24 protein-coding genes are annotated in these 25771 nt (G+C 42.4%); 3 read left to right on the forward strand and 21 right to left on the reverse strand.

What is annotated here, in order from left to right:
- Positions 1-141: 141 nt before the first annotated feature.
- The 13 genes from Gferi_RS11860 to Gferi_RS11920 all read right to left on the reverse strand — a co-directional run bounded on the left by Gferi_RS11860 (position 142) and on the right by Gferi_RS11920 (position 13941).
- A complete protein-coding gene (locus tag Gferi_RS11860; RefSeq protein WP_069976744.1) occupies positions 142-495 on the reverse strand; it encodes a cupin domain-containing protein in 354 nt (117 codons plus the stop codon).
- A 470-nt stretch (positions 496-965) separates the two neighbouring features.
- A complete protein-coding gene (locus tag Gferi_RS11865; RefSeq protein ID WP_069976746.1) occupies positions 966-2066 on the reverse strand; it encodes a GerAB/ArcD/ProY family transporter in 1101 nt (366 codons plus the stop codon).
- Positions 2067-2086: 20 nt separating this feature from the next.
- Positions 2087-3334 carry a Ger(x)C family spore germination protein gene (locus Gferi_RS11870; RefSeq protein ID WP_069976748.1) on the reverse strand — a complete coding sequence of 416 codons (1248 nt, stop codon included), beginning with the start codon at positions 3332-3334 and terminating at the stop codon, positions 2087-2089.
- The gene (locus Gferi_RS11875) at positions 3324-4910 is read right to left on the reverse strand and encodes a spore germination protein (RefSeq protein WP_083273518.1); all 1587 of its coding nucleotides are present in this window, start codon (positions 4908-4910) and stop codon (positions 3324-3326) included. Before Gferi_RS11875 ends, Gferi_RS11870 begins: the two co-directional genes overlap by 11 nt.
- Before the next feature lie 98 nt (positions 4911-5008).
- Complete coding sequence (gene htrA / locus Gferi_RS11880; RefSeq protein ID WP_083273519.1) at positions 5009-6235, reverse strand: serine protease HtrA; 1227 nt, start codon at positions 6233-6235, stop codon at positions 5009-5011.
- A 194-nt stretch (positions 6236-6429) separates the two neighbouring features.
- Positions 6430-7848: a sensor histidine kinase gene (locus Gferi_RS11885; protein WP_069976749.1), complete on the reverse strand. Its 1419-nt coding sequence runs from the start codon at positions 7846-7848 to the stop codon at positions 6430-6432.
- The gene (locus Gferi_RS11890; protein WP_069976751.1) at positions 7841-8533 is read right to left on the reverse strand and encodes a response regulator transcription factor; all 693 of its coding nucleotides are present in this window, start codon (positions 8531-8533) and stop codon (positions 7841-7843) included. The genes Gferi_RS11885 and Gferi_RS11890 overlap by 8 nt, the downstream gene beginning before the upstream one ends.
- A 21-nt stretch (positions 8534-8554) precedes the next feature.
- Positions 8555-9412, reverse strand: coding sequence for a lytic transglycosylase domain-containing protein (locus Gferi_RS11895; RefSeq protein WP_069976753.1), 858 nt, complete (start codon positions 9410-9412; stop codon positions 8555-8557).
- A gap of 193 nt (positions 9413-9605) precedes the next feature.
- Positions 9606-10613 carry a sulfite reductase subunit C gene (gene asrC / locus Gferi_RS11900; RefSeq protein WP_069976755.1) on the reverse strand — a complete coding sequence of 336 codons (1008 nt, stop codon included), beginning with the start codon at positions 10611-10613 and terminating at the stop codon, positions 9606-9608.
- Positions 10614-10625: 12 nt separating this feature from the next.
- Positions 10626-11423, reverse strand: coding sequence for an anaerobic sulfite reductase subunit AsrB (gene asrB / locus Gferi_RS11905; RefSeq protein WP_069976757.1), 798 nt, complete (start codon positions 11421-11423; stop codon positions 10626-10628).
- A 2-nt stretch (positions 11424-11425) separates the two neighbouring features.
- A complete protein-coding gene (gene asrA, locus Gferi_RS11910) occupies positions 11426-12436 on the reverse strand; it encodes an anaerobic sulfite reductase subunit AsrA (RefSeq protein WP_069976759.1) in 1011 nt (336 codons plus the stop codon).
- 28 nt (positions 12437-12464) lie between these two features.
- Entirely contained in the window at positions 12465-13235 is a 771-nt protein-coding gene (locus Gferi_RS11915) for a formate/nitrite transporter family protein (protein WP_069976761.1), read from the reverse strand.
- A gap of 364 nt (positions 13236-13599) precedes the next feature.
- On the reverse strand, positions 13600-13941 hold the full coding sequence (locus Gferi_RS11920; RefSeq protein WP_069976772.1) for a hypothetical protein: 342 nt from the start codon (positions 13939-13941) through the stop codon (positions 13600-13602).
- Positions 13942-14185: 244 nt separating this feature from the next.
- On the opposite strand from Gferi_RS11920, the gene Gferi_RS27605 reads away from it, so the two are divergent.
- The 3 genes from Gferi_RS27605 to Gferi_RS11935 all read left to right on the forward strand — a co-directional run bounded on the left by Gferi_RS27605 (position 14186) and on the right by Gferi_RS11935 (position 18135).
- Entirely contained in the window at positions 14186-16315 is a 2130-nt protein-coding gene (locus Gferi_RS27605; RefSeq protein WP_179948123.1) for a DNRLRE domain-containing protein, read from the forward strand.
- Positions 16316-16471: 156 nt separating this feature from the next.
- Positions 16472-17014, forward strand: a complete 543-nt coding sequence (locus Gferi_RS11930) for a ribonuclease H family protein (protein ID WP_069976774.1) — start codon at positions 16472-16474, stop codon at positions 17012-17014.
- A gap of 20 nt (positions 17015-17034) precedes the next feature.
- Positions 17035-18135: a DUF3810 domain-containing protein gene (locus tag Gferi_RS11935; RefSeq protein WP_069976776.1), complete on the forward strand. Its 1101-nt coding sequence runs from the start codon at positions 17035-17037 to the stop codon at positions 18133-18135.
- 32 nt (positions 18136-18167) lie between these two features.
- Here the strand turns inward: Gferi_RS11935 and Gferi_RS11940 are convergent, their stop codons facing one another.
- The 8 genes from Gferi_RS11940 to Gferi_RS11975 all read right to left on the reverse strand — a co-directional run bounded on the left by Gferi_RS11940 (position 18168) and on the right by Gferi_RS11975 (position 25760).
- On the reverse strand, positions 18168-18656 hold the full coding sequence (locus Gferi_RS11940; protein WP_069976778.1) for a hypothetical protein: 489 nt from the start codon (positions 18654-18656) through the stop codon (positions 18168-18170).
- 154 nt (positions 18657-18810) lie between these two features.
- On the reverse strand, positions 18811-19839 hold the full coding sequence (locus Gferi_RS11945) for an HlyD family secretion protein (RefSeq protein WP_069976780.1): 1029 nt from the start codon (positions 19837-19839) through the stop codon (positions 18811-18813).
- Entirely contained in the window at positions 19836-20531 is a 696-nt protein-coding gene (locus tag Gferi_RS11950; protein WP_069976782.1) for an ABC transporter ATP-binding protein, read from the reverse strand. The genes Gferi_RS11945 and Gferi_RS11950 overlap by 4 nt, the downstream gene beginning before the upstream one ends.
- Complete coding sequence (locus tag Gferi_RS11955) at positions 20524-23055, reverse strand: ABC transporter permease (RefSeq protein ID WP_169832990.1); 2532 nt, start codon at positions 23053-23055, stop codon at positions 20524-20526. The genes Gferi_RS11950 and Gferi_RS11955 overlap by 8 nt, the downstream gene beginning before the upstream one ends.
- A gap of 122 nt (positions 23056-23177) precedes the next feature.
- Positions 23178-23612: a tetratricopeptide repeat protein gene (locus tag Gferi_RS11960; protein ID WP_069976784.1), complete on the reverse strand. Its 435-nt coding sequence runs from the start codon at positions 23610-23612 to the stop codon at positions 23178-23180.
- 175 nt (positions 23613-23787) lie between these two features.
- The gene (locus Gferi_RS11965) at positions 23788-24369 is read right to left on the reverse strand and encodes a DUF4230 domain-containing protein (protein ID WP_069976786.1); all 582 of its coding nucleotides are present in this window, start codon (positions 24367-24369) and stop codon (positions 23788-23790) included.
- A 125-nt stretch (positions 24370-24494) separates the two neighbouring features.
- Complete coding sequence (locus tag Gferi_RS11970; RefSeq protein WP_069976787.1) at positions 24495-24677, reverse strand: cold-inducible protein YdjO-related protein; 183 nt, start codon at positions 24675-24677, stop codon at positions 24495-24497.
- A 111-nt stretch (positions 24678-24788) separates the two neighbouring features.
- Positions 24789-25760 carry an acyl-CoA dehydratase activase gene (locus Gferi_RS11975; RefSeq protein WP_069976788.1) on the reverse strand — a complete coding sequence of 324 codons (972 nt, stop codon included), beginning with the start codon at positions 25758-25760 and terminating at the stop codon, positions 24789-24791.
- Positions 25761-25771 lie beyond the last annotated feature (11 nt).

A 25771-nucleotide genomic window follows, 5' to 3' on the forward strand; every position in this document is an offset into this window, starting at 1 on the left:
TTCGTCCGTAAATGCTAAATCGGGCGAACACTGTTCGCCCCTACAAGATATTTTTAATGAGTAAAATGGGCTGCACGGCATGCGGCCCATTTCTAGTTTCCTTTGGAATTACAGGCGTTGTACATTGTGTAACCCACATAATCATTGATTGCCAATTTCATCGGCATAGATTTTCAAACCAGGCCTGGGTGCGAGTACCACAAAGCAGGACATATCTACCCCGGTATTGTTTTTTAAACTAAAAGTTTCATGCCCTTCACAGTAAATAACGTCCCCAGCAACAATATCCTGTATCTTTCCGTCCACTGTCAGTTCTGCTCCACCAGCCATCACATGCAGGATCAGATCGCTGTCCTCATGCTGGTGGGGCGGAATTTCCTGTCCTGAACGCATATTGAGTACAAAATTTAAAACCTTTTCTTCACTGAACAGTACTCTCTTCGTAAAGGTACTGTCCGAGTACACAATTCTTTCGACAATTTTTTCGATTTTCATTTTTCATACCTCCTTAAAATCCTGCGGTTACAACAAAGTCTTCTCCCCACCAGTCTTTCTCATAATCAATTTCAAGATGAGATAAATCTTTTTCTTCCTGCTGATCAATTATAAACTTTATTTCATCCACCAAGTAAACCCTATCTGTGTCTTTTGGCTCATCCAGAACCAGTTTATAAGTAATCCCCGCTCAGGTCTTCATTTTGGGAAAAATCCTTACCGTTTTACGGCTAAACTGTTTTATTAATTGCCCTTTTGCCGCCTCTGAAATAATAAACTCCATTTTTATTCACCCACTTTATTTAGGTTTTCCATTGTGCTATGCTTCTATGTTTTCTTTTTGCCGTCCTATTGGTATACTTTTTTCTGCTAGGCTTGTATCCCCCGCTGTAATTGCCCAGCGCTCCGTCTTTAAACTCATTTTATGACAAAAATAGAATCAACGATGTGACTTAAATCAAAGGAGAAAGTTATTCCGGTGAACTTTTCGATTTTTTCCTTTTCTTTAGCAAGGTAATGCCTGCAATGGCAGGAATCAGCATCACAACCCCTAGGGTAGCTATATCTACATATCTAAAAATCCTCTGCTGTACAGCTATATTCCGGGGTATATGGGCTAACAAATAAACGGCTGTCATTTGAACATAAATCATCATCCGCTTTTTTTCTGTTCCAAAAAGGGCTTTCATGTTTTCGACGGCGACGAAGCTGGCAATTAGTGTAACTGCAAAGGTGTTTACGATCCACACCGTCATCATCAGACTTTCTGCCCGTTCAAAAAGCTGGGCTCTAAGCTGTATGGATTTGGACAGGGTAATCGTAGGATAAAGTAATCTTGTTGTTTCAGCAGCACCAAATACTAAAATGCACATGAGCACGATCCACAAATAGATAAAGATTAATAGGCCAATGGCAGCTGCCCCCCATAGGCCGCCTCCTTTCAAGTCCCGGATATAGGGTGTAATGTATCCGATAAAAAAAAACGTAGATAATGCATTGATCACATGGTGGCTGCCCTTCACCACAGGCAATATTCCCTCATGGAGCACAGGCAGTAAATTGCCGCTCTCTGCCTTATTCCAGGGCAGTAGGAGCAGTATAAAAAGAAAGATAAGGGTAGCCGGAAAAAGAATATTCAACGTGGTGGTGATGGTTCCTATCCCTTTTAGCAGTGCATAAATACACAGCAGCACCAGCAGTCCCTTAATCACCGTATCAGGCGTTTTATCCAGCAGGTATAGTGATATGTTGTCTGCAAAAATCCTCAAACTCATTCCTAATGCAAAAACATTGAACAGACCGAACAATACCATCGTAAGCTTTCCGAAAAATCTTCCGAAGCTCGCTTCAAATATTTGAGATAAATTTAATTCAGGATAATTCATCATGATCCAATAAATCATCCAGGTTAAAATCAATACTGCCGTCCCTCCAAGGATTACAGAAAGCCAGCTGTCATTTCCGGCATAGCAGCTGACATCCCTGGGCAGGGTTAACACCTTCGGTCCCAGAGATGCCATCACAATAAAGGGCAATATATGGGATTTATGCAAATATCTCTTTCTATCCATCGTTTTCACCCCAGACCATATCATTTCATGGTACCGATTTCCGCTATTTTGGCTTTCACGGAAACTGCTACCTCTACTTGAGGAAAAATATCCGCCCATTTATCCTTCACCTGGTCCCAGGTATCCGGTGCATAGCGCTCCATCGCCAGATTAAAAAGAAAGATATCTGCCCCAAATTCCTTTTGAACATACCGCACCGTATCCTCCATATTTTCCCTTAAGTCCCTTTCTGCTTTTGTCTCCAGTTCCTTTAAAAAGTCCTCATCCAATGCATTGCGAAAATGGGCTTCTGTTTTTTCTGCCAGGGAAAATTCAGCCTTCACTCGAATATCCATTTTGATGCCGTTGCCTTCTACCTTTGGCCTCACTTTTGTCTTGGCACTTTTGATTTCCAGTGTAACCACACTCTCCGGATCATTGGGCATGCTTACTACAATCACCCCTCCCAGCACTGCATCTCGTACCCATTTGAGATAAATAGTATCCAACTCTCCCAGCCAACCCACCATTTTATCCCCTTTGAATACTGCTGCTCCTGCATCTTTGATTTCATCCTTTGTAGCAACCACTCTGGGCAGTACAAAATCTGCACCCGCATGCAGCAATTCAGACATCTCTCCCAGATCAGTTTTGTGAAGGATTCGGGAGGTCTTACTGGCATTAAAGGGGAGCTGGGCTAGATACATAGCAGGGTAATCCTCGATTCGAGGTTGAACATCCAGTACCGTTTTCGCTTCTCCCGGTGTAATAAACACCCTGGTTCTTCTCCGCATCTCATGATCCCGCAGAAACAAATCAATCGATGCGGTAATTCCTTCTCGGGCTACGTCTTCACTAATGATGATGGCCTGAAGGTGCTCATAAAAGGGCGGGTAGTTTGTGCGGGTTGAATACTGCCGATTGGCCTCCATAAAGGATTTTCCTTGAATCGTCATATTCCACGTAGCATCTGCTTCCGCCCCTCCCCCAGCTACGCCGGTAGGCTGATTTTTTGCGAAAACTATAATAGGCACCTGAATGGTATACGTATAACTTGGTTCTCCTTTTTGCAGGGGCATTTTTTCTATATCCCGCTCACTGCGGTAGTCTGTTTCTTGTTTCATGGGTAGGGGAGACGCTTTGTCTATGGCCACCCCAAGTACGAAGCCTCTTTCCTGAATCTCCACATGATCCCAGCAGCCTGTGAGGAAGCATCCTGTAAGCATAACCAGTACTATCCCCCTTTTAGCCCTTGTCCTTTTATCCTTTTCCTTCCTTTTATTGATCATCTGTCTTCTCCTTCATCTTTTTTCTGTCAACTTGCCGCTGGGTATCCTCCGGCTTTAAAAACTCCGGCCGCTTTCGCATCAGCTTCATAGGTACCCGGATGAATATATCCTTGAAATCCCGTATGCGATAGGGAGAAAAGTCTTCCAGGTATCCTACACCAAAGCTGGTTAAGGAGGCCATATGCAGCAACACAAATAAGGACAATATTACAATCCCATAAAATCCTAAAGTCGCACCGACCAATATAAAAGGCATTCTTAAAATTCTGGAACTCAAATTAATATGATAACTGGGCAGGGTAAAGGAGGTAATGGCTGTCAGCGCAACGATAATCACGATAATCGGGCTGACGACCCCCGCTTGTACCGCCGCTTGTCCGATGACGATACCGCCGACAATACTTACAGTCTGTCCTATGGCCTGGGGGAGGCGGATTCCTGCCTCCTGCAGGATTTCCAGCACCGTTTCCATCAATATCATTTCTACAAAGGAGGGAAAAGGTAATGCCACCCGGGTCCCTACGATGGCCAATGCCAGTGGCGGAGGAATCATTCCGGGATGAAAGGATACCAGGGCCAAATATAATCCTGGCAGGGCAGCTGAGATATAAAAGCTGAGATAACGCGTCAGCCTGATGGTAGAAGCTACAATCGACCGCTGGTAGTAATCATCTACAGCACTGAGAAAGGTAGAAAAGGTTACCGGAACGATCAATACAAAGGGACTTCCGTCTACTACGATGGCAGCTCTGCCTTCTAACAGGGCTGCCGTAACCTTGTCGGGCCTTTCTGTAATTCTGCCCAGGGGAAAAATCGTCCACGGATGATCGGCTATCAGCTCCTCCAGTTGCGAACTGTCCGTGATCCCATCAATGTCCACAGCTTGAATTCTCCTTTTGATTTCCTCTGCAATTTCCGGATTCAGCACTCCCTTAATATAGACAATAGCTACATCGGTCTTGGTTCTTCTGCCTATCTGAAGTACTTCAACCGCTAAATTAGGATCCCGGATTCTCCGCCGAATCAGTACGATATTACTTCGAAGGGTTTCAATAAAGCAATCCTTTGGTCCCTTTACCGCCTTTTCTGTCGTTGGCTCTGAAACCCCCCTGCTTTCCCATCCTTTGCTGCCAATAATCAGCCCATGGGCAGAGCCTTCGGCAAAGATCAAAGTATCCCCTGACATCAGCGCCAGCATCAAGGTATCAAAGGTCTCTGCCTCCCGAATTTCTGCAGTGCTGACCAACCTGTTCTTAATTTCTTCAATGGTAAAAATCTCTCGATAAGTTGCTTCATTTAATTCTACCATCAGTGATTTCAGTACCTGCTCACCAATCAGTTTCTTCTCCACCATGCCATCTACAAATACCATTAGCAGATGCTGCTGCGCTGCACCAATCACAAACTCCCGATAAACAATATCCGCTGCATTGCTTAGGATTTCCTGCAAATATTTTCGGTTGTCCTTTACTTTCTTGCGGACATAAACGTTCTTAAACGCCTCATATTCAATGATATTATTTGCTTCTCCTGCCTCTATCCCCAGTATTTTTTTGAATTTGTCGAAAAATTTCATAACAGTTTTCCCCTATGCGCTTAATAATAATTTAGGTTTCCCTAAATTTTGCATAAAAATAAGCCAGCCTTTAGATAGGTCTGACTTACTTTTCTCTATTAATTTTTAGGCACTTGTTCCAAGGTAAGATTTAGTGTTTTATTTTCTCCATCCCGCACGATTTTTACTTCTACCTGTTCACCGGGTCTGTACTGGTACATTTGCCGCACCAGTTGACTCATGGTAGTAATTTCCTTGCCCTGCATTCCAACAATCACGTCTCCGCTCTTCAAACCACCACGGGAAGCTGGAGACTCCTTAGTAATTTCCACTACATAGACCCCTTGATCTACAGAAAGCTCTGTACCCATAGACCGTTCAAACACCTCTACATCCACACCCTTGATCCCCATGTATACCTTGCTGAACTCACCCTTTTCAATAAACTGATCTACAATAGGCTTGGCGATATTGATGGGAATGGCAAAGCCCAAACCCTCTCCCGATTGTATTTTGGCTGTATTAATCCCAATAACCTCCCCTTTGCTGTTTAAAAGGGGGCCACCGCTGTTGCCGGGATTGATGGAAGCATCGGTTTGAATGAGATCCTCAATCGCTTCACTCCTGCTGATATCAATCCGCCTGCCAAGGCCACTGATGATTCCGGAGGTCACCGTTCTTTCAAATTGCAGTCCTAAAGGATTTCCAATGGCAATGGCGACCTCTCCTACTTCTATATTTTCGGAATCTCCCAGATCAGCAGGGGTAACCTGGACGCCATCTACCTTGATTACAGCCAGATCCAGGGCCGGGTCATTCCAAAGCACTTTGGCCTCTTTGGTTGATCCGTCATGAAACAGTACCTGAACGGCGGCCGCACTGCCATTATCAACCACATGGGCATTGGTCAATATATACCCCCTGCTGTCTACAATTACCCCAGTCCCTACTCCGCTGTTTCTCACTTCTCCAAAGAAGAAATCCTGCCGGACCGTTTGCGTGGTAATTCCCACTACAGAAGGCATGGCTTTTTTAGCTACTGCCGAAACGAGGAACTCCGTTTGCTGAGGCTCCACCTGGATCACCTGCTTGACATCCTGTCCGAAATAATTATCAGGATAGGGAATCAGCTTGCCAAATACATATACAGGAAAAATATAGCTGGAAAGCATGCCCCCGATTAAAGCAGAAACCAAAGCTGTAGTGATCAAGCTTTTTTTTGATCCACTTTTTTTAGGTTCCTGCTGCTGTTGGTATGCTACATAATAGGATGATGGTTTTGGTTCTTCCGGCTCTATGATGGACTGATCTTCATGTAAATCTTCTTGGTTATCAAAATAATCCATATAAAAAACCTCCTTTTTTTCTGTGGATAACTTTATTATAAAAGGAGGTTATGAACAATTTATGAATAAATTGTGAACAAATATTTTTTTATTGGGAGGAAGATTTAGTAAAAAAGCATCATGGGCGGACGACCAAAGGTCATCCCTACTACAAATGCAGAAATCTGTACAATAACATGTTTTCCAACCACTATTTATCGTCTAACCGCTGCAAGGGGCAGTGTAAAAGTAAAGACCGTTCCCTGTCCTGCTTCACTTTCTACCTGTATCCTTTCCCCGTGACGGTCGATGATTTTTTTTACGATATACAACCCTAATCCCGTGCCTTCTTTGTTTCGGTCTCTCGATTTATCCACCTTATAAAATCTTTCCCAGATAGACTGCTGGTTTTCCAGTGGTATGCCAATTCCATTATCCCGTACTGAGATCCAAGCCTTCTGCAAATGTGTCTTGCTGATTACTTTGATACGCCCTTCTTCCTCTATAAACTTCATTGCATTATCCAAAAGATTGCTAAGCACCTGTTCAATCGCATCCCGGTCTCCTGAAACCATCATTTTTTCTCCCTGCAGCTGCAGTAAGACCCCGACGCTTTTACGCTCTATCTCCTCATCGTATTTCAGCAGGGTTCGCCGAATTAACTCATTGATGTCAAAGACTTGCAGGTGAATGGGGTACTGGTCGGATTCCATTTTTTGCAGGTCTAGCAGATTTGTGGTTAATTTATTGAGCCTTTCCGTTTCTTTTAAAATCACCTGCAGGTACTTGCCTTGATCCTTTTCTTCTACGGTTCCATCCAGTATTCCCTCTACGAAGCCCTTGATCAGTGTCAATGGTGAGCGCAGCTCATGGGCTACAGCTGCAATAAAGTTTCTCCTGTTTTCTTCGATCGTTTCCAGCTTCTCAGCCATTCCATTAAAAGCTTTCGTCACCTGTCCGATTTCATCCTCTGTATTGATGACAATTCTTTGGGTAAAATCTCCGTCTGCCAGCTTTTCTGCTGCTGATCCCATTGCTTGGAGAGGAGAAGACATTCGCTTGGAAACAAAATAAATAATCAATGTAGACAGAAGAAAGGAAATACCCATGGCAAGCCATATGATGCGATGTACCCCTTGGATGGCATCGGTAATTTCATAGAGAGGCGAATGCATAATCAACGCATTTTCTACCCGTCCATTGACCATAATCGGCATTCCTACAGTGACCATGGGCACCTTCCATTCTGCGTCAAAGATTCCCTTTTTTACAATGACACTGCCCTGCAGCACCTGCAGCATTTCCTTAGCCGTAATCTGCTTTCCAATCCACTGTTTTTCATTGCTGGATACACCATAAATGGTTCCTCTCTTGTCCATCACCCAGATACGGGTATTGAGGAACCGTTCCATTGCCTGAAGCTCTAAATTCAGTCTTTCTGCAGAAATCCGGCCATTTAAATGGGCAACGACCATTTCATTGAGCTTGCCGCCTTCCTCTATGAGCAATTTTTCGTGTCGCTGAAAGAAGTAGCTGTTGGCCAACTGGGAAAAAAGCAGTCCTAAAATTAGAAAGCTGATAAGAATAATGGCCACATATGCGGCCATAAGCTTTTTGAATACGGTATTAAGCATCTTTTCCCACCTCGAACTTATATCCTACGCCCCATAGGGTTTTAATTTTATACTGTTTCTCCAGCGGTCTTAATTTCTCCCGCAGCCGTTTGATATGCACGTCAATGGTACGGAGTTCTCCATCAAAATCATATCCCCAGATGCTTTCAATCAACTGTTCCCGTGTAAAAACCCTATTCTGATTTTTCACTAAAAAGTATAACAGCTCCATCTCCTTAGGCGGCAATTCTATGGTGTCATTTTGTATTTTAACAATATAACGCTCCATATCAATTACAAGATTGGGCAGTATAATCTGTCTTGTACTGCTGGTTCCTTTCTGATACCGCCTAAGAACCGCATCTATTCGGGCAATCAGTTCTTTCGGATCAAAGGGTTTAACCATATAGTCATCCGCCCCTAATTTCAATCCCAAAACTTTGTCGAAGGTTTCTCCTTTAGCCGTTAACATAATAATTGGAATATCACTGATCTTTTTAATTTCACGGCATACATCCCAGCCGTCCATTTTAGGCAGCATCAAATCCAATACGACCAAATCCGGTGCGTCTTCTTTAAAAACGGCCAGTCCCTTTTCTCCGTCAGCGGCTCCCAGTACTGCATAGCCCTCTTTTTTCAAATAGATGCTGATAAGATCATAGATATTGTAGTCATCCTCTACTACCAGAATTTTTTTTGATGCCATATGGGTTCACCTCCGCTTATTCTACTGCTCATCAAAGATTTGATATTTTTCCATTCGGCTGATAATTCCTTGAGAATATTTTGTCTCATAATTTTTCTTTTCTGTGTATAAGTTTCTGGATTTATAATAACCCCGGTTATATTCTGTAAGAATTCTATGTATATCCCCTGGATAAGCCTTACTAAGATGCCACAAGTATATGGTGCCCAGGGCGATATTGTATTCTTCGTGGAAAATACGGCCGGGGTCATATGTAATGTTAAATTCTCTTCCGTATTTATCACAAAGCCATTTCTCTGTTCCAGGAATGATCTGCATCAAGCCGCGGTCCTCATCCTTTCCCAGGGCATTTTTATCAAAACGGCTTTCTTGCTCCATCACTGCAAGAATCATACTGACAGGCACCTCTGTCTTCCTACTGTAGGCTAAAATTTGCGTCGCAGCGCTTTCTGACAGGTTTGTCATTTCTATTATTTTTTCCTTTTTTATATTCCCCATATCCTCTTTACTTTGAGAATCTGCCTTACTGCTGGCAAAAAAATTGTTCTTAAAACGGGAGAATATTTCCTTGATTTCTGACAGATTTAAAGCAATCAACGGCGCTCTTTTTTCTCTGGGTAATTCTGCTTTTTCCCTTGCAGTTGGCGGAGCTTTTTCTGTTCTCTTCGCTGCGGTTTCTTTCTTTTCTTCTTCCTTTATGGGGAGTTCTTCCAACTGGACCTTCTCTTGTTGTATTACTGTTTTCCGAGCAGTATTTCCCCTGCCTTCCAAATAGGCCACAAGATCATCTCCCCAGAATTTCACTACAAAAAGTGCTAGGGCTGTGTCTACTATAATTAATGCAAGGATAAAAATTCCATACTGCTTCCACTGTTTCATCCTTATTCCTCCCCCTAGCTTATACAAGTATTATAATGAGATCCTGAATAAAAATCAACTCGGCAAAAGGCTTATTTCTCTATTGTAACGGCTAAAGCCCAGCGAGCAGACAAGAAGGGTAGATTTCCCTTGCAATTCTACAAAGCTCCATAGAAAAAAACATGACTCTATTGAATCATGTTTTAGGAAAAAACTATTTGCCCGATTTGTCAAAATAAACATTTCGCTCATATTTATATCCACCAAAATCAATATATTGGGCAACTTTTGCTTTAGGTCCTAAGGCTACATCTTTTAATGCATATTCCTTAAAGGTATAATATCCGGCCCTGTCTACAATATAACCGATATGCTCTTTTCCGCCGGGCGCTTCCTGGTCGATATAATTCTCTATGAAAGCATAGGTATTTTGAATAATCTTAATCACAGCAGCCTCATCTACCCATTCCAGGAAAGTCTCCGCCAGTCTCGGGTTTCGCTTTCCTGTTCTTCCCATGATTACCACCCGGAAGAATTTTTCCGGATTTCGAGACCATGCTCCTGTAGGGCATTTTAAAATACATTCCCCACAGCCTAAACACCGGCCTTCATCTCTTTTGACCTTATAATTTTCCATTTTCAATGCACCGCTAACCCTCTTGGTACAGTTTTTCACACAGGCCTCGCACCCCACACATCTTGCTGCATCATACACCGGTTCAACCTGACCGATGATGCCAAAATCCTGCATGTGCGCCTTGATACAATCATTAGGACATCCCGTACATGCAATCTTTACATGGCGGTCATTGGGAAAGATCGCCTTCTCAATTTTTATCGCTAAATCCGTGGTATGATAGTTGGCAAAGGGACATACCTTATTGCCGATACATGCTGATACGTTTCTGGTTCCCGCAGCGGGATAGCCCTGTTCTACTTCTTCGATGTTTACACCATAATCCAGTTCCAACCCTTGGATAATCGGTGCAATCATCCGATTGATTTCCGGAATCTTATCAAAATCAATACCAGGCACCTCAAATCCTTGACGGATGGTGATATGAACACTGCCATCCCCATATTTTTCAGCAATATCTTTGATAATGTCAAAATACTTTACTTCCAAATGTCCTCCGGGAACACGAATCCGCAGGGCAGTTTTGCCTCTTTCCTTTGTCACTCTATAGGCATTTTTTTTGATTTTTTTCGTATTGATATCCATTGATCATCCCCCCTAGTCCATCAGCTGCTTAGCTTTGACATAGTTAAATACCGGACCTTCCAGGCATACATAGGTCTCATCAATCTTACAGTGACCGCATTTGCCAATCCCGCAACTCATTTTTCGTTCAAAGGATACCCAAATTCTCTCTTCGCCAATATTTCGTTTTAGATATTCTAATCCTGTAAATTTCATCATCATTGGCGGGCCTACGATGATGACTTCCAGATTATCCTCATCGAGCACTTCAAGGGCAGGCACATATTGGGTAACCAATCCCACATTTCCAGTCCATCCTTCTTCTTGCCGGTCTATGGTCAGAATCACATTGAACTTCTCATTTTTCTTCCAGGCCTCTATTTCTTCTGCAAATAGAATGTCCTTGGAAGATTTAAAACCGATTAATAAATCCAATTTTTTGATTTCCTGTGGATTCCGGTGAAAATGGTTAATGATACTCTTTACGGGAGCCAAACCGGTTCCCCCTGCAGTGATCATTAGATGCTTTCCTTTATACTGGTCCAATGAAAAACCATTGCCATAAGGGCCTCTCAAAAACATACTGTCTCCGATCTTTAGATCATGGAGGTAGTTGGTTACCTTTCCCACCCTTCGAATGGTCATATCGATATAACCCGGTCCAAAGTCACTGATGGAAATAGGCGCCTCCCCGATTTTGGGAATAGAAACCTCTACAAACTGGCCATTTTGCGGTGCTATATCGCAGGCTAACCGGTAGGTATAGTCAATGTCGGTTTGATGCTGTATATCTATGATTTCATACTTTTTTGGAATATATGGATTGTTCATGTTTATTTCTCCTTCCCGACAATTTCTGCCACCTTGTTGATACAATTAGAAAAGGATATATATTCCGGACAGGCATCATCACACCGCCCGCATCCGACGCACATATGGTAGCCGTTGCGCTTCTTAAAATCATAAATCTTGTGCATGGTCTTAAAGCGCATGCGGTCACCATAATTCTTTCGGAATCCATGGCCTCCTGCCATATCTGTAAAACCATCCACATGACAGCCTGCCCATACCCGCCGTCTTTCTCCATTGTTCTCATTCTCTCCGTAGGCGATATCCTGCATTGTCCAACAGCTGCAGGTCATACAGACAAAGTTGCAGCGCCCGCATGCAATACAACGCTGGCTGTACTCCTTCCACATCTCCTGTTCAAACAAGCTAGTGTCTATGTTTTCAATATCCGGCAAACTTACATTCACTTTATTTTTTTGAACAAATTCCGGTAAAAAATCTATAGTTTCTCCAAGACCGTCAAATGCTGCCCTCAAACCTTCATCTTTAATATCTATAGAGAGTTCTTCTCCAAATCTTATGGCTGCTGTATACCAGTCTGTTTGATTGGTTCCCATGGAAACGCAGAAACAGTTTTCAAAGCCTTCCCTGCACTCTATCATGAAGAATTTTACCTTTTCCCGCAATCTTTCATAATAGACATCCTTCTGATTTCCATTTTGCAGAAACACCTGGTCTAACCTGGTCACACCATGGATGTCACAAGGTCTTAAAAATACAAGCAGTTTTTTATCTTCTTCCTTTGGCTCTTGACATGCATCTTCTGTGTAATAAAAAAGTGTCTGTGTTATAGGAAACAATATTTCTTTCGGCGAAAAATGGGACTTTTCTTCCGTAACGATCTCTGTCACATCGTTGATTTCCCCATATCTCACAACATCTGTATCAGAAAATCTACCGGTTCCTGCCAGACGAATCGGCGCATAAATTTTATAATCTTTCTTTAATTTTCCCAACACTTTATTAAACGCCTCATAACTTAGCTGTATTGCCATTTTTTTGTCCTCCTTTATTTGTAAGAACTTACTCCTTAGAGATATACCAATACATCATGCCAATAAGGAATATCCCTCCAACCATGTTTCCAGCAGTAGAAGCTACTATATTTTTTACATACCCGGCTACGGAAACTACAGCTGGATCATGGGGCAGCATTAGTGCCATCCCCAATAGAGACATATTGGCGATGCTATGTTCAAACCCAGCTCCGATGAATCCAAAGAGACACCACCAGATCAATACTAATTTAGCAATATCTTCTTTAGCACGGTTTGACGTCCAGATCCCTAAACAAACCAGCATATTGCAGAAAATTCCCCGAATAAACAACTGCATAAAAGGTGCATTCATTTTTCCTTCTGCTACCTTTACAATAAAGTCAGACTGCGGTGCATTGCTGACCAAACCGGATTGTACAATTAAATAGGCAAAAATCAGTGCGCCAATCAGATTTCCAATGTAGCTGAATATCCACACCTTCAAGGTGTCTGCCAACGTTACTTTTTTTGTAAGATTCCCTATGGTCATAAATAGGTTGTTGCCTGTAAAAAGTTCTGCTCCTGCAAATATAATTAAACTTAATGCAATTCCAAAGGTTGCCCCCATCACTGCTTTGGTAGCAGGGGAATTTGCCGCCGACAGGGGCGCACCAATAGAAAATATCAGCATTACCCCAAACCCTACATAAACTCCGGCCATCATAGACGAAATCATGTACTTTGTAAGACTTCTCTTTATAAAGTTCGCGCGGTTTACTGCTCCTTCCGCAATTCTGTTCACTGTTTCAATATACATTTGCCTCCGTCCTTTCTAATCATTACACAATAGATACATAAAAGCATTTTACATTTAAATAAGTACCTTTATCCTTTTGTTATAAATATATCAAAACCTTTCTTTTTCTTCTGTGAGAAAAATCACAAAGAAAAAGAAAAAACAACGTTTTCCTGTCCAATTTTTTCCTGTATTTTATCCAGTTGCCCCATTGAATACCCCTTGCTGCTTTTCCAGCACCCTCAGAGTATCTAAATCCTATCAGGACGACACACAGGTCGTCCCCTACCCTCTTGATAAAAAACAATGATTACAAATAAATTTCCCTAATCACCTATCAATATGTTTTCAAATAATTAAAGAAGACAGTCTGCTTGGCTGTCTCCTAAATCTCTTTCTCATCTACAATATATTCATCTAGAATTCCCATCATCGTATCCATGCATTCCCACTCATCCTGTTCATCCAAGGGTATATTCCATTCTCCATTGTTAGCCGTGCAGATCAGTGTAGCATTGGTTACACCTTGTATATTTTCTGTATGCAGTACCCAGACAATATGATGATTTCCTCTACTGTAAAATCTTTCAAATACAATGAATCCAAAACCCCTATCACTCGCCAGGGGATAGTATTCATGATGAAGCACATCCCCGTCGACTTCTCCCATCAAGGTATGTAAAACCTCGGCTGGGGGAATGGATAGGGAAAACATTCTTGCAGCCATGGTGACTCCCCCTTCAATTCTTTACTTTATCTATATTCATCACCGGCAAAAACATTGCAATGAATACAGTATTACAATAGGTATTTCATAGTATATTTTTGTAACCTTAAATGTTTATCCACATAGTATGAACTGAAAGTAGGCCGTCCTGATTTTGATGTTATATCGTTTTGCTTGTAAACCGTACTAAGTGACTATCTAAAACCCTATAGGCCAACAAAATATTAGTTAAGGAGGGATGGTTGTGCCTATATTATTTTTAACCCCTACAGATGCAACAATTGTATCGCAGCTTCAGCCAAACACAAATTTTGGTCCCCAAGAGAACCTTTTTGTCGGACGAACTGCAGTACCCAATGATGTATTTAGAACACTACTAAGATTTGATATAAGTGCAGTACCGCCGGCATCAGTTATTACAAACGCTACATTAAGACTCTTGTTCTTTCAAAAGATAGCCCCTGGTTTTCAGCCACTAACGGCACGGCGGTTGTTAAACGGATTCTCACAGAACACCGTAACTTGGAATACTCAGCCAGCGGTTGCAGGAGAACCTGCATTTGAGACAGTTTTATCTGAAGATCTTGTAGGAGACTATATTTATTTGAGTCTAACTCCGGTGGTACAGGGCTGGTATGAAGATTTATTTTCCAATAACGGAATATTGCTTACTACATTCGAGGACCAAACAAGTTTAATGGGATTCAGAGGATATGAGGATGGAATCGTTGAAAACTGGCCTACTCTTATTATTGAGTACGAATCTATAATAGGGCCTACGGGACCAACAGGACCTACCGGTGCTACAGGGCCAGCAGGGCCTACAGGTGCTACGGGTCCAGCAGGTTCTACAGGCGCTACAGGGCCAGCAGGGCCTACAGGTGCTACGGGTCCAGCAGGTCCGACAGGCGCTACGGGTCCAGCAGGTTCTACAGGTGCTACGGGTCCAGCAGGTCCGACAGGCGCTACGGGTCCAGCAGGTTCTACAGGTGCTACGGGTCCAGCAGGTCTGACAGGCGCTACGGGTCCAGCAGGTTCTACAGGCGCTACAGGGCCAGCAGGTTCTACAGGTGCTACGGGTCCAGCAGGTTCTACAGGTGCTACAGGTCCAGCAGGGCCTACAGGTGCTACGGGTCCAGCAGGTCTGACAGGCGCTACGGGTCCAGCAGGTTCTACAGGCGCTACAGGGCCAGCAGGGCCTACAGGTGCTACGGGTCCAGCAGGTCCGACAGGCGCTACGGGTCCAGCAGGTCCGACAGGCGCTACAGGGTCAGCAGGGTCTACAGGTGCTACAGGGCCAGCAGGTCCGACAGGCGCTACAGGGCCAGCAGGGCCTACAGGCGCTACAGGGTCAGCAGGGTCTACAGGTGCTACAGGGCCAGCAGGTCCGACAGGCGCTACAGGGCCAGCAGGGCCCACCGGTGCTACGGGTCCAACGGGGCCTGCTGGCGGAGATACAGGGCCAACAGGACCAACGGGGCCAACAGGGCCGACAGGGCCTACCGGGCCAACGGGAGCCACTGGTCCAACCGGAGCTGCCGGCCCGCCAGGAGGAGCCACTGGAGCAACAGGACCGACTGGTGCTACAGGGCCTACCGGGCCAACAGGAGCCACTGGTCCAACGGGACCAATCGGACCGACTGGCCCAACAGGACCGACTGGCACCTTTGAACCGAACCCATTTGAAGTGTATGTCAGAGCAGGAGCAGTTGGCGGTGACGGCACACAACAAAATCCATTTGGTACCATTCAGCAAGGAGTAACGGCAGTATCTCCAACAGGAACCGTTCATATACTAGTCGGCACATATCCAGTTACAGCAACAATCGTCGTTAATAAGCAAGGCGTTACCCTAAAAGGCTATCCAGGTACAATCATTGAATTACAAGCAGCCGTTATTCCATTCCTGGCAACGGGAACTGGAATAACCATTGACGGCTTGACAATCACTAGTAATATTCCGTATGCCGTTGAATTTATCCAGGTTGGCGGAACGAATCATAAAATTATTAACAATATTATTTTCGGTCCCCCGCAAGCAGGGCCATCTACGGATTGGGTAGTAAATCGGGGTTTTGTATCTCAAAACAATACAACCAATTTGACCGTCCAAGATAATATTTTTTACTCTCTCCGTCAGCCTGCTTATCTGAATCCCAATACAACCGGGCATATTGTTAGTAACGTTGTTTATAATACTAGAGGGTTTGTTGTCGATAGGGCTGTAGTTGTTTTATCAGGCAACTCATGGGGGATTCCGGAAAATGCTGTTGATATAGCATTATTGGTGGGAACTATAATTGGCCCTCCATATGATCCTCTAACAGAGTTAGCTGCTAATAACAGCGACGCTTCTATTAGTGATCAAAGATAGAATAATATAAAATAAGGGCAGAGTTAAACTCTGTCCTTATTTAAATTGTATTTCACAACATTTAAACATCATAAACGAATCCCATTGAATAATGACATAAGACAATTATTATTTGTTATAATAAGGTAGTATACTTCGATACGGAGGAGGAAAAAAATGAAGGTGATTAATATTTATACGGATGGAGCCTGTTCCGGTAATCAGTATGATGAAAATATTGGCGGCTGGGGTGCCATCTTAGAATATGGCAAGCATCAAAAAGAGCTCTGGGGAGGGGAAGTCAATACAACCAACAATCGCATGGAAATGACCGCACTGCTGGAAGCTCTGAAGTCCTTAACACAGGATGGATTAACCCTTAAGGTATATTCTGACAGTGCTTATTTGATTGAATGTTTCACGAAAAAATGGTATATTAAATGGCAAATGAACGGATGGATGACTTCCGCTAAAACGCCTGTAGAAAACCAGGAACTTTGGGAGGCCTTACTGGAGCAGATCAACCGCCAGAAAGATATTCAGTTCTGTAGAGTCAAGGGCCACCTAAGCCTTGAACGTAAAAATGAAATGGAAAAGTGGTTTAAGAAATTTATCGAGTGGAACGGTTCCAATTTCACCCTGGAGGATTTTGAGTATGTCACTAAAATGAATATTCGGGCGGATGCCTTAGCAAATCTGGGCATGGAAGAATTCAAATAATTAGAAAGCAGGTAACTACAATGAGCAATCAAAGGTTTCCAAAAAAATTACCGTTTCTCCTTTTGTTGCCCCTTAGTCTGCTGCTTACCGCTGTCGCCGCTGCACGTCCCTCATTGGTTGAACAAATCTATGTCGGTTCCTTATATCCTTTAATCCAGCGTATTCTAAGCCTGATCACAGGATTTGTTCCTTTTTCTGTAGGGGAATTTATGGTTATTTTACTTTTACTTTATTTGATTTTTGGATTTTCCCGTGGAATTCTGCAAATTATTCGCAGAAAACCCGAAGGATTCCGTATTTTGGGCCACTGGGTAATCCATCTTTTTATCTCCTTCTGTTTCATCTACTTTTCCTTTGTTATTCTATGGGGATTGAATTATCATCGTTTGCCTTTTGCAGAGATTGCAGGTTTGGATACTCAGCCTGCTTCCGTAGAAGAATTGGCTGCCTTGTCTGAAAGCCTTATTGAAAGAGCCAATTCCCTCCGTGAGGAAGTAGCAGAAAATGATCAAGGGGTAATGTTTCTTCCTAAAGGAAAGTCAGATATGTTCCGTCGTGCACATTTAGGATATGATGCAGCAGCTGCAGTCTATCCAGAGCTTGGAGGCGCGCTAAGCAGGCCTAAGGGCATATTGTTTTCTCATGCCATGGCCTATACAGGAATCTCCGGTATCTACTTTCCTTTGACGGGGGAAGCCAATGTAAATACAACTACGCCTGACCCTCTTATTCTTGCTACTACTACTCATGAAATGGCTCATCAGCGAGGCTTTGCACGGGAAGATGAAGCCAATTATATCGCCTATCTTACAGCTAGCTTCCATCCGGACACTGACTTTCAATACTCTGGTGTTTTGTTGGCACTTATGAATGCCATGAACCAATTGTACCGCTATGATCAGGAGCGTTACAGAGAATTAAGGTCTCAATACAGTTCGGGTATTATTAGAGATTTGGCTGCTATTCAAGAATACAACAAACGTTACGCAGGTCCCGTTGAACGGGCCCATACAAAGATTAACAATGCCTATCTAAAGTCTAACCGGCAGGAGGATGGGGTATACAGCTACGGCAGAATGGTAGATTTGTTAATTGCAGAATATCGGATGAAATTTCAGTAAAAAGGAAGGATGCCCTCTTGCATCCTTCCTTTTTACTGGAATTCTCCTGTATTCCTTGTATAGTTTTTATCTACAACTGCATTGGTAATTTCAAAGAGCTGACCATGTCCGATAGCACCAAAGGATAAGGTCAGCACAAACCGTACATTTGATGTGCCGCTGCTGCTTTGATAAATATTATACGAGCTCCCCATATGGGCGATATTATATCGACTCTCGATACGATCCTTAATGTCATCTACAGCTGAATCAATAAAGTACTCTGCTTGCTCCAGCAAAACAGAAGTATACTCATCCTCATCCGTCATAACATATCCTTCTTCTTCTAAATCCCTCTCCACTTCTTCTTCTAAAATTGACCCGTCCAGCTTTACTCGAAAGGCCAAGATATTGTCTTCATATACTTGGTGGCTGATATCCACTACCTCTTCAAAAAAATTGCTGTTTTCAATCATATCCTTTATCTCTTCGCTGTTTAAAGACACTGTGCCCTGCTCGATATTTGCCTGAATATACTTCATTTCTACCTCCCCTTTCTCTTTCTATAGGATGGTCAGGAGGGTAAAAATTTATACTTATGAAACAAAATGATTCTAAAAACTGAGACATGGGGACGCACCTTTCCTGCGTCAAGGAACTTCCCCATGTCTCGATGAATAATATACTCATATAAGCTTATTTTATATCAATGGATACATCCACATTAAAATCCGGCAGTAAAAAACCATCGTTGTTCTCAATGGCAATATCCACTAAGACCAAAGTCTCTCCCCCTTTTTCCACAGCCTTTCCAGCAATGGCTGCAACCTTTCCTCTGTATTCCTTTGACTTATCTGCCAACGGAATGATGGTCGCCTCTGCCTCTAGCTTTACATCCTTAATAAATTCTTCGGCCACCTCTGCTTTTACTATTAAACTCTCTAGATTCAAAATGCTGCACAGTTTTTTCTCTGGGCTGAGGATATCTCCCTGGCTATAGCCGATTTCATAAATCACCCCCGACTCTATGTCAGATATAATCTGGGTGCCCATTAAATAATCTCTATTCACTTTTTCTTTTAATAAAACCAGTTCACTTTTCATCGCCATAATTTTTTCGTTCTGTATAAGCAGCTGATCCTTTTCCTGCTTCTTTTCGTATTCCATACCTTCTATAGCCAGCTGCGCGTCTTCCACAGCCTTTTTCTTTCCCTGATAGATTTTTTGCTCTCCATCATACTCCCGCTGCGGAATGGCACCCTGCTGATATAAGGTTTCTTTTGCTTGAAGATCTATCTGCGCTTTCCTCAACTCATCCTCTGCAAACTGCAGATCTCCCACTAATTTTTTCATAGCTGGGTCCTTATTCAAATCTTCAAAAACAGTCTTTTCTGCCTTCTGCTTTTCTAGCTCTAATACCCGCAGTTCCTGCTCCTTTTTGCGGATCTCTGCATCGAAATCCGTTATATCTAAAAGGATCAGCAGATCTCCTTTAGATACCCGCTGCCCTTCCTTTACTTCAATTCGCTCTACTTTAGCAGGAATGTCGATAACAATATTTCTAGGATTCTCTGCCCGCACATAACCAAAAGCTTCTATTGTATTTTTTTCTTCTACAGCATCTTCGTCCTCCACGGATTTATTCTCTGCTCGATTGCAGCCTGCTGTGAGGAGCATGGGCAAGATCAATCCTATAAGCAAAAGCTTCTTTGTTTTATTTTTCATTGTTCCTCCACCTTTCCATCCCTAACATGGATCGTTCGCTGACCATAAGCAGCAGCTTCCCTGGAGTGGGTAACCTGCACAATAGTTTTTCCTTTTTCCCGGTTGATGGTTTGCAATAGTGCCATCACTTCCATCCCCGTTTTGCTATCTAGATTTCCAATGGGTTCATCGGCTAGTATAATATCCGGTTCGTTAATGAGGGCTCTTGCAATTGCTACACGCTGCTGCTGTCCCCCGGATAATTCTCTCGGGGTATGCTTTCTACGATCCGAAAGACCCACAACTTCTAATATTTCATCCAATCTTTGTTGGTATTCCTTAATCCTTTTCCCATCTAACAATACAGGCAGCAACGTATTCTCTTCCACACTAAGGTTAGGAATCAGATTATAAAATTGAAATACAAAACCCACTTCCCGCCTGCGCATGATGCTTTGCTCCTGATCCTTCATGTCAGAAAGCTCTTTCCCTTTAATTCTGATGCTGCCGGAGGTAGGTTGATCCAAGCCGCCAATCAGATACAGCAAGGTACTTTTTCCCGAACCCGAAGGCCCCATAATCGATACAAACTCTCCCTTGGGAATCGTTAGATTAATATCTTTGAGCACCTCTACCTCAATGTTTCCTAATTGATAGGTTTTATATAGTCCTATGGTTTCTATGATCTTCTCCAAGGTTTCACCTCTATTCATACTTGATGGCCTCCACAATATTTAACTTTGAAGATTTTAACGAAGGACTGATGGATGCAATGACCGTAATACTCATCCCTGCCCATAGGGCATATAAGAACAAAGTGAAGGAATAATGCATGGGTATAGGTGTATCCATGGCCCGCATTACATAGGGTATAATCGAAATCATTGCGATCCCGGCAAAAACTCCTACAATCCCACCAATCAATCCTCCCGTTAATGCTTCTATAAAAATCATCTTGATCATTTGCCCTTTACTCATCCCGATAGAACGAAATATCGCCAAGAAACGCTTTCGCTCAATAAAGCTAATAATAAAGTTGTTTAATATTCCAAAAATGCCGATCACCATCGCCATGATGGAAAAGCCATTGAGAATGATAAAGAGCTGACCATTAGACTTATGCTCGTTTTCTTCCATTTGCGCGATGGTCATAACCCAAGGCTGCCTTCGTTCAAACTTTTTCTTTATACTATCTTTCACTATTTCAGGCTCCTTGTTTGTTTTGATGTAAATATCATCATAATATTTTTCTCCCATATCCGACTTTAAAAATCGTTCCGAAATCAATGCATAATTGCCCGTCCATCGAAGGGAATTAAAAAAGCCAATTACCCGATAAGGCTTCTTTCCTCTTTGTGTTTCCAGCATAAGGATATCACCCTGATTTACGCCAAATTTCTGTTTTAATATATGGGTTAAAAGAATATTTCTATCCTGATCTAGTTCCTGCAGTTGTACATTGGTTAAGCCTACATTCCAATAATCTGCATATCTATTTTTATCCACTCCATGAAGCAGGTTGATTTGATTTGTTGTATCTGCAATCTCTACATTCTGGGCACCTATAACCCCATATACCTCCGATACACCTTCTACAGTCTTTAACAGCCGGTCCAGATTCCGATCTCCTTGGTAAGTCCACATCCAAACATCAAAAGTAGCTTCCCTGTAAAAGCTCACCAACTCTTTGACAACACTATGACTAATGGTATTGATCATCAACAAACTGGAGATTCCTATTGATAATAAGGTAATGTTGTTAATGATATTTCGATTATCCCGCAAATTCTTAGCAGCCAAAACACCTTCATTTCCAAATACATGTAAATAAACCCGTTCAAATACTTTTACAAAGCCAATGATCATGTAAGGAATCAGAAGGGTTACTGCAACAGCAGACAAAAGCATACAGAGGCCTCCGAAAACTAACGCTGCCTGACGGGGTACAAACCTTGGCAGCAAAATAGCTGTGGCTAAAAACCACACGCCTATATAAAGCTTTCTATTTTCCTTTTTATGCTGTATTTCAACTTTATTCAATACGACATCTTTCACAGGGATTTTTGAAATCTTAATAATCGGCACCAAGGAGCTGATGACTGATAGGATCAAAGCTATACAAAAGCTAGTGACTAACTGCACAGGACTAAATTGAATCTCTACATTCATCCGTACTCCAGTCCAAGGATTCTCGGACATGAGATAAGTCATTATCCATAATACCCCTATTCCAAAACCACAGCCCAGCAAACCGCCAAGGATACCGTAAACCATACTTTCCAACAATAATACGGCATCTGTAATTTTTCGGGTCGCACCAATACTGCGAAAGGTGCCAATAATCGGCAGCCTTTCCATGGTGATGACTTTGAAAGATGTGTAGATGATAAAAACACTCATAAACAGAACCATGATGGTCATCAGCATGAATGGAGTAGTAATTCGGTTGGTATACTGTTTAATTTCCTCCCGGGTCACAGGTTCACGGACTGTATAACGCCGATAGCTCTTGGACAACGCTTCCATCATCTGCTGCAGTTGCGTTGGATCCTTTAATTTTATAAAAACCGTGGTAGCTCTTCCCCTATTGTTTTGAAGGGCACTGAGGGTATCTTTTGGCATATAGACTGTGGTAGAACGACCATCCTCTTGAAAAGGCCCTATAGGCTCTGCGGTGGCTGCAATCAAGAACCGATGTTTTTGACCGCCTATTTCAATTTCCATGGTACTGCCAATATCCAGCTTGTATTTCTCTGCCGTTACACGGCTAATCATTGTCTTTTTTCCCTTGAAACCGTCTGGATGAAAAGAATGGCTAAGCTGAACAGGATTCATCTGCTGTAGATCCTTCCAGTCAAAGCCCTTCAAATCCACTTGAACACTCTCATCCCGACTGGGTTTATAAAATCCCCCGCCCTCTACAGCTTCTATGATGTACTGAAAATCTTCTTTAAAAACTTCAGCACTGGCACCGGACAAATATCCAGAGGGGGACTTTTCATTGGCATGTATCAGGATTTCAGCACTTCCAAAATGCTTGCGCATACGGTTAACATACATTTCTTCAAGAGTACCAGAAATAGCACTAGAAGCAAAAAAAAGTCCCGCAGAAAGGGTAATAGAAAATATAATTAAGAAGGTCCTGAATTTTTTTTCCCGAATATTTCGCAATATAAATTTGATAATAATTCCCATAACTGCACACCTCAATCGTTTCTTTTCATTCCCTTTCATCATACGGATTATCCCCATTTTTGTCTGTATGTCTACCCAAGAAGATTAGAATTTTTTAATCCTTCCAAAATTTTCACTTTATAACACCAGAAAATACCTCCCCTAAATTTAGGGGAGGTATTTATCTACATTCTTTCTCGGTAGAGAATCTCTGCTTCTCTTTCGATATAATCATTTCGTTTCTCTAAAATCTTAGCATAATATCTTTTCATTTCCTCATCTGCCGGCTCAATGATTTCCCGCATATTATCAAAATTCTGGAGCATTTCTAAACCCATTTCCATATAGGCTCTGGAAATATCCAACTGGCACCAGTTATACAATGTATCTTCCTCATCTTCATATTCATTGATAATCTTTTGATATATATCAATAGCCTGCAGGTAATCCTTAAGGCCTAAATAACCTACCACATCTCCTAAGTGCTTTAATGCCCAAAAGTATACTGTAGGCTCCTCCTGTGATTTTTCCATCATCCCTTGATAGTGTTCTATGGCTTCTCCAATCTTCCGATCACTGACGAGAAGCTCTCCTTCCCGAAAAAGTTCCTTCCAATCCATTCGTCTCCCCCTCATCTACATTTTTGTTATGTATTCTCCTTCCCTCTCTAAAATCCTTCTCTCTAAACAAATAAAGCCTTCAGGCTAATTTTAAAAAAGATACCGTATAAGGCGGACGATCACTGGTCGTCCCTACCCATATTCATCTCAACTCTACGGCTTCATTCATCTAGGATTATTCAAATACTACTTCCTCAAAACCGATGCCTAATAACAGTTGACTTATTGCTCTATGGGCATTTTTCTCTGCCTGCTCTAAAATTTTCATCTCAATTGCCTGGCTTTCCAAATCTTCTTTTAACTGTTCCAATGCATTAAATACATCTTGATTCCGTACTTCGTTAAATAACCCATCCTTTTCATGGTAGGAATTATACTCCAGTATCTCTTTGGATGTGATACGGCTTTCCGGTAACCTCACCCGGATGGTCTTGCCGTCGATGACTTCTATATCCTCATCCTTCATTAAACTTAAATCTATGCCTGCCTTTACCTTGGCTTTTACGGTAAAGATAAAGCTCTTTTTTGTAAAGGGAATCTCTATTTCTCTAAAATACTTGGCATCCTGAAAGTCGAGAATTTCATGAAAATACATTTCAACTGTGCTTAATTCCGATATTCCCCGAATTCTTTCCAATACACCTGTACTGTGAATCTCTGCCTTGCTCGTCATACCCTTCCATGAATAGCTTAATCCAAGCTGCATCAGCAGAAGAATGGCTAACGCAATCCAAAGTTCCCGCACTTTCCATTTCATATAATATCCCCCTTTATTTATTCCCTTCTATTATACCCTGAAAGTTTCCATAATGTCATACTATGTAGAAAAAAGTACAAACCTGGAACAAAAATAAAAGCTACCGTCAAACGATAGCTTTTAAACTATATGGGTACATTGATTTCTTTCATACCATCGACCATACTGGCTGAACAGAAAGGGCAGCTTGGCTGCTGCGATAATGCAAACTCCTTCTGCATCCAGCCGATACAATCGGGACACTGCCAAACTTCTACCAGCTTTTTCTCGTAGACCGGTTCCTGCGGTTCATGGCTTCTAAAAAACATGTTGTTCTCTCCCTTCGCTGTCAATCTCAAAAAGATGTTTTTATTATGTCATAAAGCTCAGAGAGATATACATTAAAAAATTGATTCTATTCTTTGCATATAGAAATTTAACTATATGCTTTTTACACTATTGGTCCATTTAGCACACTTGTCTCCCCACATGGCAGCAGTTTCCCCGTCGATCTCAACCTTGATCACCTCGCAAAGATTGCTGCAGCCGCTGCATTCAAAACTGGTAGGTGTAAATTCAATATCCGCTGCTTCAAACCCCCGAAACTTGGTTTTCTCTCCTGAATATTCGATGGCTTCTTTTGAAAGGATGGCGGCTCCCAGTGCACCCATCACGTCATAATACTTAGGTATTGCAATTTCTTCACCCAGTTCTTTTTCGAAAGCAGCCCGAATGCCTACATTGGCCGCTACGCCTCCCTGAAATACATAAGGGGGTTTTAGCTTTTTGCCCCGGCCTAGGTTGTTGATATAATTACGCACCAATGCCTCACATAGTCCGTTAATAATCTCTTCCTTTGAAAATCCAAACTGCTGCTTAGAAATCATATCGGATTCTGCAAAAACTGTACATCTTCCTGCAATGCGCACCTTCCGTTTTGCACGGAGGGCATATTCTCCAAACTGCTGAATCGGAATCCCTAACCGCTCTGCCTGATGGTCTAAAAAGGAACCTGTTCCGGCTGCACAAACGGTATTCATGGCAAAGTCTGTAATAAGCCCTTTATTTAAAAAAATGATTTTTGAATCCTGGCCTCCTATCTCAAAAATGGTATTGGCCTCCGGCACATAATTAATCGTTGCCGTGGCATGGGCAGTGATCTCATTTTTGATTACATCTGCGCCAACCATAATCCCGATCAGCTGCCGTCCGCTTCCAGTGGCACCTACACCGTGTACTGTATACTTCCCTTCTAATTCTTTACGAAGGTTTCGAATCCCTGTTTTTACTGACTCTAAAGGTTGACCATTGGTACGGATATATTGCCGGGACAACACTTGATGATTTTCATCGATGGCCACCACGTTTGTGCTCACTGATCCTACATCTATTCCTAAAAATACCTTATCCATGCTTCTGCCCC

Source organism: Geosporobacter ferrireducens (genome assembly GCF_001750685.1).
GTDB lineage: Bacteria > Bacillota > Clostridia > Peptostreptococcales > Thermotaleaceae > Geosporobacter > Geosporobacter ferrireducens.

What these genes read in the sequence shown, in the direction of transcription:
- Gferi_RS11860 (WP_069976744.1), bottom strand. Translation starts at nt 495, where the DNA reads ATGAAAATCGAAAAAATTGTCGAAAGAATTGTGTACTCGGACAGTACC.
- Gferi_RS11865 (WP_069976746.1), bottom strand. Translation starts at nt 2,066, where the DNA reads ATGGATAGAAAGAGATATTTGCATAAATCCCATATATTGCCCTTTATT.
- Gferi_RS11870 (WP_069976748.1), bottom strand. Translation starts at nt 3,334, where the DNA reads ATGATCAATAAAAGGAAGGAAAAGGATAAAAGGACAAGGGCTAAAAGG.
- Gferi_RS11875 (WP_083273518.1), bottom strand. Translation starts at nt 4,910, where the DNA reads ATGAAATTTTTCGACAAATTCAAAAAAATACTGGGGATAGAGGCAGGA.
- htrA (WP_083273519.1), bottom strand. Translation starts at nt 6,235, where the DNA reads ATGGATTATTTTGATAACCAAGAAGATTTACATGAAGATCAGTCCATC.
- Gferi_RS11885 (WP_069976749.1), bottom strand. Translation starts at nt 7,848, where the DNA reads ATGCTTAATACCGTATTCAAAAAGCTTATGGCCGCATATGTGGCCATT.
- Gferi_RS11890 (WP_069976751.1), bottom strand. Translation starts at nt 8,533, where the DNA reads ATGGCATCAAAAAAAATTCTGGTAGTAGAGGATGACTACAATATCTAT.
- Gferi_RS11895 (WP_069976753.1), bottom strand. Translation starts at nt 9,412, where the DNA reads ATGAAACAGTGGAAGCAGTATGGAATTTTTATCCTTGCATTAATTATA.
- asrC (WP_069976755.1), bottom strand. Translation starts at nt 10,613, where the DNA reads ATGGATATCAATACGAAAAAAATCAAAAAAAATGCCTATAGAGTGACA.
- asrB (WP_069976757.1), bottom strand. Translation starts at nt 11,423, where the DNA reads ATGAACAATCCATATATTCCAAAAAAGTATGAAATCATAGATATACAG.
- asrA (WP_069976759.1), bottom strand. Translation starts at nt 12,436, where the DNA reads ATGGCAATACAGCTAAGTTATGAGGCGTTTAATAAAGTGTTGGGAAAA.
- Gferi_RS11915 (WP_069976761.1), bottom strand. Translation starts at nt 13,235, where the DNA reads ATGTATATTGAAACAGTGAACAGAATTGCGGAAGGAGCAGTAAACCGC.
- Gferi_RS11920 (WP_069976772.1), bottom strand. Translation starts at nt 13,941, where the DNA reads ATGGCTGCAAGAATGTTTTCCCTATCCATTCCCCCAGCCGAGGTTTTA.
- Gferi_RS11930 (WP_069976774.1), top strand. Translation starts at nt 16,472, where the DNA reads ATGAAGGTGATTAATATTTATACGGATGGAGCCTGTTCCGGTAATCAG.
- Gferi_RS11935 (WP_069976776.1), top strand. Translation starts at nt 17,035, where the DNA reads ATGAGCAATCAAAGGTTTCCAAAAAAATTACCGTTTCTCCTTTTGTTG.
- Gferi_RS11940 (WP_069976778.1), bottom strand. Translation starts at nt 18,656, where the DNA reads ATGAAGTATATTCAGGCAAATATCGAGCAGGGCACAGTGTCTTTAAAC.
- Gferi_RS11945 (WP_069976780.1), bottom strand. Translation starts at nt 19,839, where the DNA reads ATGAAAAATAAAACAAAGAAGCTTTTGCTTATAGGATTGATCTTGCCC.
- Gferi_RS11950 (WP_069976782.1), bottom strand. Translation starts at nt 20,531, where the DNA reads ATGAATAGAGGTGAAACCTTGGAGAAGATCATAGAAACCATAGGACTA.
- Gferi_RS11955 (WP_169832990.1), bottom strand. Translation starts at nt 23,055, where the DNA reads ATGATGAAAGGGAATGAAAAGAAACGATTGAGGTGTGCAGTTATGGGA.
- Gferi_RS11960 (WP_069976784.1), bottom strand. Translation starts at nt 23,612, where the DNA reads ATGGATTGGAAGGAACTTTTTCGGGAAGGAGAGCTTCTCGTCAGTGAT.
- Gferi_RS11965 (WP_069976786.1), bottom strand. Translation starts at nt 24,369, where the DNA reads ATGAAATGGAAAGTGCGGGAACTTTGGATTGCGTTAGCCATTCTTCTG.
- Gferi_RS11970 (WP_069976787.1), bottom strand. Translation starts at nt 24,677, where the DNA reads ATGTTTTTTAGAAGCCATGAACCGCAGGAACCGGTCTACGAGAAAAAG.
- Gferi_RS11975 (WP_069976788.1), bottom strand. Translation starts at nt 25,760, where the DNA reads ATGGATAAGGTATTTTTAGGAATAGATGTAGGATCAGTGAGCACAAAC.